At 60.4% G+C, this 6,534-nt stretch carries 10 protein-coding genes; 9 read left to right on the top strand and 1 reads right to left on the bottom strand.

Annotated elements, in window-relative coordinates:
• The first annotated feature begins 218 nt into the window (after positions 1-218).
• From fliL to Q1V60_RS10480, 9 genes are all read left to right on the top strand, one after another.
• Positions 219-719: a flagellar basal body-associated protein FliL gene (fliL, locus tag Q1V60_RS10520; protein WP_300630041.1), complete on the top strand. Its 501-nt coding sequence runs from the start codon at positions 219-221 to the stop codon at positions 717-719.
• 9 nt (positions 720-728) lie between these two features.
• Positions 729-1,697 (top strand): flagellar motor switch protein FliM, encoded by a 969-nt coding sequence (gene fliM, locus Q1V60_RS10515; RefSeq protein ID WP_300630039.1) that lies wholly within the window; start codon positions 729-731, stop codon positions 1,695-1,697.
• A 55-nt stretch (positions 1,698-1,752) separates the two neighbouring features.
• Positions 1,753-2,220 (top strand): flagellar motor switch protein FliN, encoded by a 468-nt coding sequence (gene fliN, locus Q1V60_RS10510; protein WP_053257298.1) that lies wholly within the window; start codon positions 1,753-1,755, stop codon positions 2,218-2,220.
• A gap of 1 nt (position 2,221) precedes the next feature.
• Positions 2,222-2,656, top strand: a complete 435-nt coding sequence (gene fliO, locus Q1V60_RS10505) for a flagellar biosynthetic protein FliO (protein ID WP_300630036.1) — start codon at positions 2,222-2,224, stop codon at positions 2,654-2,656.
• On the top strand, positions 2,656-3,399 hold the full coding sequence (gene fliP, locus Q1V60_RS10500) for a flagellar type III secretion system pore protein FliP (RefSeq protein ID WP_300630035.1): 744 nt from the start codon (positions 2,656-2,658) through the stop codon (positions 3,397-3,399). Before fliO ends, fliP begins: the two co-directional genes overlap by 1 nt.
• Positions 3,400-3,403: 4 nt before the next feature.
• Positions 3,404-3,673, top strand: a complete 270-nt coding sequence (fliQ, locus tag Q1V60_RS10495) for a flagellar biosynthesis protein FliQ (RefSeq protein WP_010208761.1) — start codon at positions 3,404-3,406, stop codon at positions 3,671-3,673.
• Between the two features lie 4 nt (positions 3,674-3,677).
• A complete protein-coding gene (gene fliR, locus Q1V60_RS10490) occupies positions 3,678-4,463 on the top strand; it encodes a flagellar biosynthetic protein FliR (RefSeq protein WP_300630032.1) in 786 nt (261 codons plus the stop codon).
• A gap of 3 nt (positions 4,464-4,466) precedes the next feature.
• On the top strand, positions 4,467-5,603 hold the full coding sequence (gene flhB, locus Q1V60_RS10485; RefSeq protein ID WP_300630031.1) for a flagellar biosynthesis protein FlhB: 1,137 nt from the start codon (positions 4,467-4,469) through the stop codon (positions 5,601-5,603).
• Between the two features lie 302 nt (positions 5,604-5,905).
• Positions 5,906-6,130 (top strand): cold shock domain-containing protein, encoded by a 225-nt coding sequence (locus tag Q1V60_RS10480; RefSeq protein ID WP_300630029.1) that lies wholly within the window; start codon positions 5,906-5,908, stop codon positions 6,128-6,130.
• A 77-nt stretch (positions 6,131-6,207) separates the two neighbouring features.
• On the opposite strand, the gene Q1V60_RS10475 is transcribed toward Q1V60_RS10480, so the two are convergent.
• Positions 6,208-6,369 (bottom strand): hypothetical protein, encoded by a 162-nt coding sequence (locus tag Q1V60_RS10475; protein WP_300630043.1) that lies wholly within the window; start codon positions 6,367-6,369, stop codon positions 6,208-6,210.
• Between the last annotated feature and the right edge of the window lie 165 nt (positions 6,370-6,534).

The following is a 6,534-nucleotide window of genomic DNA, read 5'->3' as shown; positions in this document are numbered from 1 at the left end:
TGGGGCGCGAAGCGGCCCCAAAAATGGGACTGCTACGCAGTCCAGCGGGAGCAAGCTCCCTCGCCACAGGGACCGGTTCTGTCTTAACTGACTGGCATTAGGGCAAGCCCCCTCACACATTTGATTTGAGTTGCCCTGGTGTCAGACAACTCTGGCATAACACTTGCTCTTGCCTATCCGTAGATCTATGAATCCCCGAATAGTGACGGATTATTGGCATGGCGAAGAGCGACGACGCAGCAACTCCCCCCGCAGGCAAAGGCAAGCTCAAGCTGATCCTGCTGATTGTGCTCGGCCTGCTCCTGGCCGTTGGCGCCTCGGTTGGCGGAACCTGGTACATCATGCACAGCAGTGCCAGCACGCCGGCCCCCGCCGCCGACACCGCCACTAACGTCAAGCAACCGGCAATCTTCGAGCCGATGCTTCCGGCGTTTGTCGCCAACTACAACCAGAACGGTCGCCAACGCTACTTGCAGGTGAGCATCACCTTGCTCGCGCGTAACCAGGCGGACCTGGACGCGCTCAAGGTGCACATGCCGCTGATCCGCAACAACCTGGTGATGCTGTTCTCCGGGCAGAGCTTCGACAGCCTGACGGCTCCGGTCGGCCAGGAAATGCTGCGCCAGAAGGTCACTGCCAGCGTGCAGGAAGTGGCCCAGAAAGAACTCGGCAAAGTCGTGGTCGAGCAGGCACTCTTCACTAACTTCGTATTGCAGTAGGACCACGACATGGCCGTGCAAGACCTGCTGTCCCAGGATGAAATCGATGCGCTGTTGCATGGCGTCGACGATGGTCTGGTACAGACCGAAATGGCTGCCGAACCCGGCAGCGTCAAAAGTTACGACCTGACCAGCCAGGATCGCATCGTCCGTGGACGCATGCCGACCCTGGAAATGATCAACGAACGTTTCGCCCGTTACACCCGCATCAGCATGTTCAACATGCTGCGCCGTTCGGCGGACGTGGCGGTGGGCGGCGTGCAGGTGATGAAGTTCGGTGAATACGTGCATTCGTTGTACGTACCCACCAGCCTCAACCTGGTCAAGATCAAGCCGTTGCGCGGCACTGCGCTGTTCATCCTCGACGCTAAGCTGGTGTTCAAACTGGTGGACAACTTCTTCGGCGGCGACGGCCGTCACGCCAAGATCGAAGGCCGTGAATTCACGCCCACCGAGCTGCGCGTGGTGCGCATGGTGCTGGAGCAGGCCTTCATCGACTTGAAGGAAGCCTGGCAGGCGGTCATGGAAGTCAATTTCGAGTACATCAACTCGGAAGTGAACCCGGCCATGGCCAACATCGTCGGGCCGAGCGAAGCCATTGTGGTGTCGACCTTCCACATCGAACTCGATGGCGGCGGCGGCGACCTGCACGTGACCATGCCGTACTCGATGATCGAGCCGGTGCGCGAAATGCTCGACGCGGGCTTCCAGTCCGACCTCGACGACCAGGACGAACGCTGGGTCAAGGCCCTGCGCGAAGACCTGCTCGACGTCGACGTTCCCCTGACCGCCACCGTGGCCCGTCGCCAGCTGCGCCTGCGCGACATTCTGCACATGCAGCCGGGTGACGTGATCCCGGTCGAATTGCCGGAAGAACTGATCATGCGCGCCAACGGTGTGCCGTCGTTCAAGGTCAAGCTCGGTTCCCACAAGGGCAACCTGGCCCTGCAAGTGATTGAGCCGATCAACCGACGCTGACTCACCCCATGCTGCATCCCCTATTTATGATTGTTTGCTGCGCCGAGGACATGTAATGGCTACCGAACACGAAAACACTTCCGCCGAAGACCAGGCCCTGGCTGATGAGTGGGCTGCGGCCCTGGAAGAAACCGGCGATGTCGGCCAGGACGATATCGACGCACTGCTGGCCGCCGACGCCGCTTCTGCGCCGGCCGGCAAGCGCCTGCCGATGGAAGAATTCGGCAGCGTGCCAAAAAACAACGACCCGGTGACCCTCGACGGCCCCAACCTGGATGTGATTCTGGACATTCCGGTGTCGATTTCCATGGAAGTCGGCAGCACCGAAATCAACATCCGCAACCTGTTGCAGCTCAACCAGGGCTCGGTGATCGAGCTTGACCGCCTGGCCGGCGAGCCGTTGGACGTGCTGGTCAACGGCACGCTGATCGCCCATGGCGAGGTGGTGGTGGTCAACGAGAAGTTCGGCATTCGCCTGACGGACGTGATCAGCCCGAGCGAACGCATCAAGAAGTTGCGCTGAAATGAAGTACTCGATGGCGGGACTGTTACTGGCGCTGCCATTGAGCGCCCTGGCGGTGGAACCGGTCGCGCAGGCGGCTGCGGCACCAGCGGTCGGCAGCGTCGGCGGGCAGTTGACGCAGTTGATGCTCGGCCTGTTGCTGGTGGTCGGCCTGATCTTCGTGCTGGCCTGGCTGATGCGCCGCGTGCAGCGTATCGGCCCGGGCAACAGCCAGGTCATCGAGCTGGTCGGCTCGCGCGCCCTGGGCCCGCGAGACCGCCTGGTGCTGGTGCAGGTCGGCGAGGAGCAGATCCTGCTCGGCATCACGCCTGGCCGCATCACCCCGTTGCACGTACTCAAGACACCGGTGGACGCGGCCAAGACCGAGGCCGCCACGCCAGAATTCGCCCAGCGCCTGATGGAATTGCTGGGCAAGGAACAGAAGGATAAAAAGTAATGCGCGTGTTCCTGACGCTCATGCTGTTGCTTGCCGCGCCGATGGCACTGGGCGCCGACCCGTTGTCGATCCCGGCGATTACCCTGGGCACCAATGCGGCCGGCGCCCAGGAATACTCGGTCAGCCTGCAGATCCTGCTGATCATGACCGCGCTGAGTTTCATCCCGGCGTTCGTGATGCTGATGACCAGCTTTACGCGGATCATCATCGTGTTTTCGATCCTGCGCCAGGCCCTGGGCCTGCAACAGACGCCGTCGAACCAGATCCTCACCGGCATGGCGTTGTTCCTGACGCTGTTCATCATGGCGCCGGTGTTCGACAAGGTGAACCAGCAAGCCCTGCAACCCTATCTCGCGGAAACGCTCACGGCCCAGGACGCCATCGACAAGGCCCAGGGCCCGATCAAGGACTTCATGCTGTCGCAGACCCGCTCCAGCGACCTTGAACTGTTCATGCGCCTGTCCAAGCGTACCGACATCGCCACACCGGACCAGGCGCCCCTGACCATTCTGGTACCGGCGTTCGTCACTTCGGAATTGAAGACCGCGTTCCAGATCGGCTTCATGATCTTCATACCGTTCCTGATCATCGACCTGGTGGTGGCGAGCGTGCTGATGGCGATGGGCATGATGATGCTGTCGCCGCTGATCATCTCGTTGCCGTTCAAGATCATGTTGTTTGTGCTGGTGGACGGCTGGGCGCTGATTATCGGCACCTTGGCCGGCAGTTTCGGAGGGGTATAGCGCTATGACCCCGGAAGTCGCCGTCGACCTGTTTCGTGAAGCGCTGTGGCTGACCACAGTAATGGTGGCCGTGCTGGTGGTGCCCAGCCTGCTGGTCGGCCTGTTGGTGGCGATGTTCCAGGCCGCCACCCAGATCAACGAACAAACCCTGAGCTTCCTGCCGCGCCTGCTGGTGATGCTGGTCACGCTGATCGTCGCCGGCCCGTGGCTGGTGCAAACCTTCATGGAATACATCCTGCAGCTGTACGGCAGTATTCCGCAGCTGATCGGCTGAACCGATGCAGTCTTTGCTGGCTTTGACCGACACCCAGATCAGTACCTGGGTGGCCTCATTCATCCTCCCACTGTTTCGCGTCACGGCCATGTTGATGGCCATGCCGGTGTTCGGCACCACCCTGGTACCGCGGCGTGTGCGCCTGTATTTTGCGGTGGCGATCACGGTGGTGATCGTGCCGGGCTTGCCGTCGATGCCGCCGGTCAACGCGCTCGACCTCAGCGCATTGATGCTGATCGCCGAACAGATCCTGATCGGCGCCATGCTGGGCTTTTCCCTGAGCCTGTTCTTCCAGGCGTTTGTGGTGGCCGGTCAAATCATCTCGGTACAGATGGGCATGGGCTTTGCGTCCATGGTCGACCCCACCAACGGCGTGTCGGCGGCGGTGATCGGGCAATTCCTGACCATGCTGGTGACCTTGCTGTTCCTGGCCATGAACGGCCATTTGGTGGCGTTCGAGGTATTGAGCGAAAGTTTCACCACCTTGCCGGTGGGCTCGGGGCTGGTGGTCAACCATTTCTGGGAACTGGCGGGGCGCCTCGGCTGGGTGTTGGGCGCGTCCCTGCTGCTGGTGTTGCCGGCGATCACCGCGCTGCTGGTGGTCAACATCGCGTTTGGCGTGATGACCCGCGCCGCGCCGCAACTGAACATCTTTTCCATTGGTTTCCCCTTGACCCTGGTGTTGGGCATGGGGATTTTCTGGGTCGGCCTGGCTGACATTCTCAATCAGTATCAACCGCTGGCGGCCGAAGCCCTGCAGTTTTTACGTGACCTGGCACGGGCGCGCTGAGCCATGGCCGAGAGCGAGAGTGGTCAGGACAAAACAGAAGACCCCACGGAGAAACGTAAAAAGGACTCCAGGGAAAAGGGCGAGATTGCGCGCTCCAAAGAGCTCAATACCTTTGCCACCATGATCGCCGGTGCCGGGGCCTTGCTGATCTACGGCGGCGGCCTGGCGCTGGACCTGTTGGAGATGATGAAGCACAACTTCAGCTTGCCGCGCGAGGTGTTGCTCAACCCCGACTCCATGGGCCAATACCTGCTGCATTCGGGCAAGATCGCCTTGTTGGCGGTGCAACCGATCCTGATCACCTTGCTGCTGGCCGCGCTGATCGGCCCGGTCGCCCTCGGCGGGTGGCTGTTCGCCGCCGGCAGCATGGCGCCCAAATTCAGTCGCATGAACCCCGGTGCCGGGCTCAAGCGCATGTTTTCCAGCAAGGCCTTGGTGGAGCTGCTCAAGGCCTTGGCCAAATTCATCCTGATTCTGTTCGTGGCACTGTCGGTGTTGTCGGCCGACATCGATGATTTGCTGCGCATCGCCCATGAACCGCTGGAGTCGGCGATCATGCATAGCCTGCAAGTGGTGGGCTGGAGCGCGTTGTGGATGTCTGCCGGGTTGATCCTCATCGCGGCGGTGGACGCGCCGATCCAGCTGTGGGAAAGCCACAAAAAGCTGCTGATGACCAAGCAGGAAGTGCGCGACGAACACAAGGACCAGGAAGGTCGCCCCGAGGTCAAGCAACGCATTCGCCAACTGCAGCGCGAAATGTCCCAGCGCAAGATGATGGCCTCGGTGCCCGACGCCGATGTGATCATCACCAACCCGACCCACTATGCCGTGGCGCTCAAGTACGACCCGGAGAAGGGCGGCGCGCCCATGTTGCTGGCCAAGGGCAGCGACTTTACCGCATTGAAAATCCGCGAAATCGCCGTGGCCAACGACATTCTGCTGCTGGAGTCGCCGGCGCTGGCGCGGTCGATTTTCTATTCCACCGACCTGGACCAGGAAATCCCCGCCGGGCTCTACCTGGCCGTTGCACAGGTACTGGCCTACGTTTACCAAATCCGCCAATACCGCGCCGGCAAGGGCAAGCGGCCTGACCCGCTCAAAGACCTGCCGATACCGCCGGATTTGCGTCGCGACTCCTGAAGGCGCCCCGAGTTGCCAGGCCGCTACCCCTTACTATTCGTCGAAAACCCACGCCAGCCTGTCAACTCTGACAGTAGCCAGCCTCCCATTCCCGCGCTTTTATACCTTCAAGTACTGCGCGAACGTTTTTAGAGAGACGCGGAGGGAGCGGCAATGGAAGTGGTGACAGGCACGGTAATGTCTTTGAACCAAAAGACAGGTAAGGGTTGGATTGCAATGGATGGCGACGACGAACAAGTGAATATGGAAATTATCTAGCGACGCCCGTGCGAGTTAACGAACGAGGTGTCAGGAGAACGGTAATGGCGATAGGTATTGTTAAGTGGTACAACGAAACTAAAGGTTTTGGTTTTATTATGCCGGAAGATAAGGGGCCGGAAATTTTCGTCCATTGCTCGCACTTGCCGGACAATGGGCGAGGAAGCCTGAGTGAAGGCCTAAAAGTAGAATATGACTTAGCACCAGTATCAAAAGCTCTTCATGCTTCGGGTCAGGTACAGGCCACGAATATACGGGTTGTTAAATAGCTCACCCAATCACTCTCAGGCAGAACACACCCAAAATGTGGGCGGGGCAAACCCTCTCCCACATTTGGACGGTGTTATCAGATGCTTGCGGCGGTCGCCAGCCCAGTACCGACGCGCACACAATCAGCCAGCAACCGCGCCAGTTCGATCAACTGCGCAATGCCAAGCAATTCCTCTCGTTTCGAGCCCTCCAGGTCAAAAGCCAGGTCGCAGCTGAGCGCATTGGCGATCTTTTGCACCGCTTTCGTGGCGAGGGAGCTTGCTCCCGCTCGGTTGCGCAGCGCCCGCCGCTTTTTTGGGGACGCTTCGCAGCCCGGCGGGAGCAAGCTCCCTCGCCACGAAAGCGGTGCAAAAGATCGCCAATGCGCTCAGCTGCGACCTGGCTTTTGACCTGGAGGGCTCGA

This window comes from Pseudomonas sp. (assembly GCF_030147005.1).
Classification (GTDB): domain Bacteria; phylum Pseudomonadota; class Gammaproteobacteria; order Pseudomonadales; family Pseudomonadaceae; genus Aquipseudomonas.
This window is presented reverse-complemented; position numbering and strand designations above follow the sequence as displayed.

Coding starts and splice junctions, on each gene's coding strand:
- flhB (WP_300630031.1), top strand. CDS start 4,467: ATGGCCGAGAGCGAGAGTGGTCAGGACAAAACAGAAGACCCCACGGAG.
- fliO (WP_300630036.1), top strand. CDS start 2,222: ATGAAGTACTCGATGGCGGGACTGTTACTGGCGCTGCCATTGAGCGCC.
- fliP (WP_300630035.1), top strand. CDS start 2,656: ATGCGCGTGTTCCTGACGCTCATGCTGTTGCTTGCCGCGCCGATGGCA.
- fliL (WP_300630041.1), top strand. CDS start 219: ATGGCGAAGAGCGACGACGCAGCAACTCCCCCCGCAGGCAAAGGCAAG.
- Q1V60_RS10480 (WP_300630029.1), top strand. CDS start 5,906: ATGGCGATAGGTATTGTTAAGTGGTACAACGAAACTAAAGGTTTTGGT.
- fliQ (WP_010208761.1), top strand. CDS start 3,404: ATGACCCCGGAAGTCGCCGTCGACCTGTTTCGTGAAGCGCTGTGGCTG.
- fliM (WP_300630039.1), top strand. CDS start 729: ATGGCCGTGCAAGACCTGCTGTCCCAGGATGAAATCGATGCGCTGTTG.
- fliR (WP_300630032.1), top strand. CDS start 3,678: ATGCAGTCTTTGCTGGCTTTGACCGACACCCAGATCAGTACCTGGGTG.
- fliN (WP_053257298.1), top strand. CDS start 1,753: ATGGCTACCGAACACGAAAACACTTCCGCCGAAGACCAGGCCCTGGCT.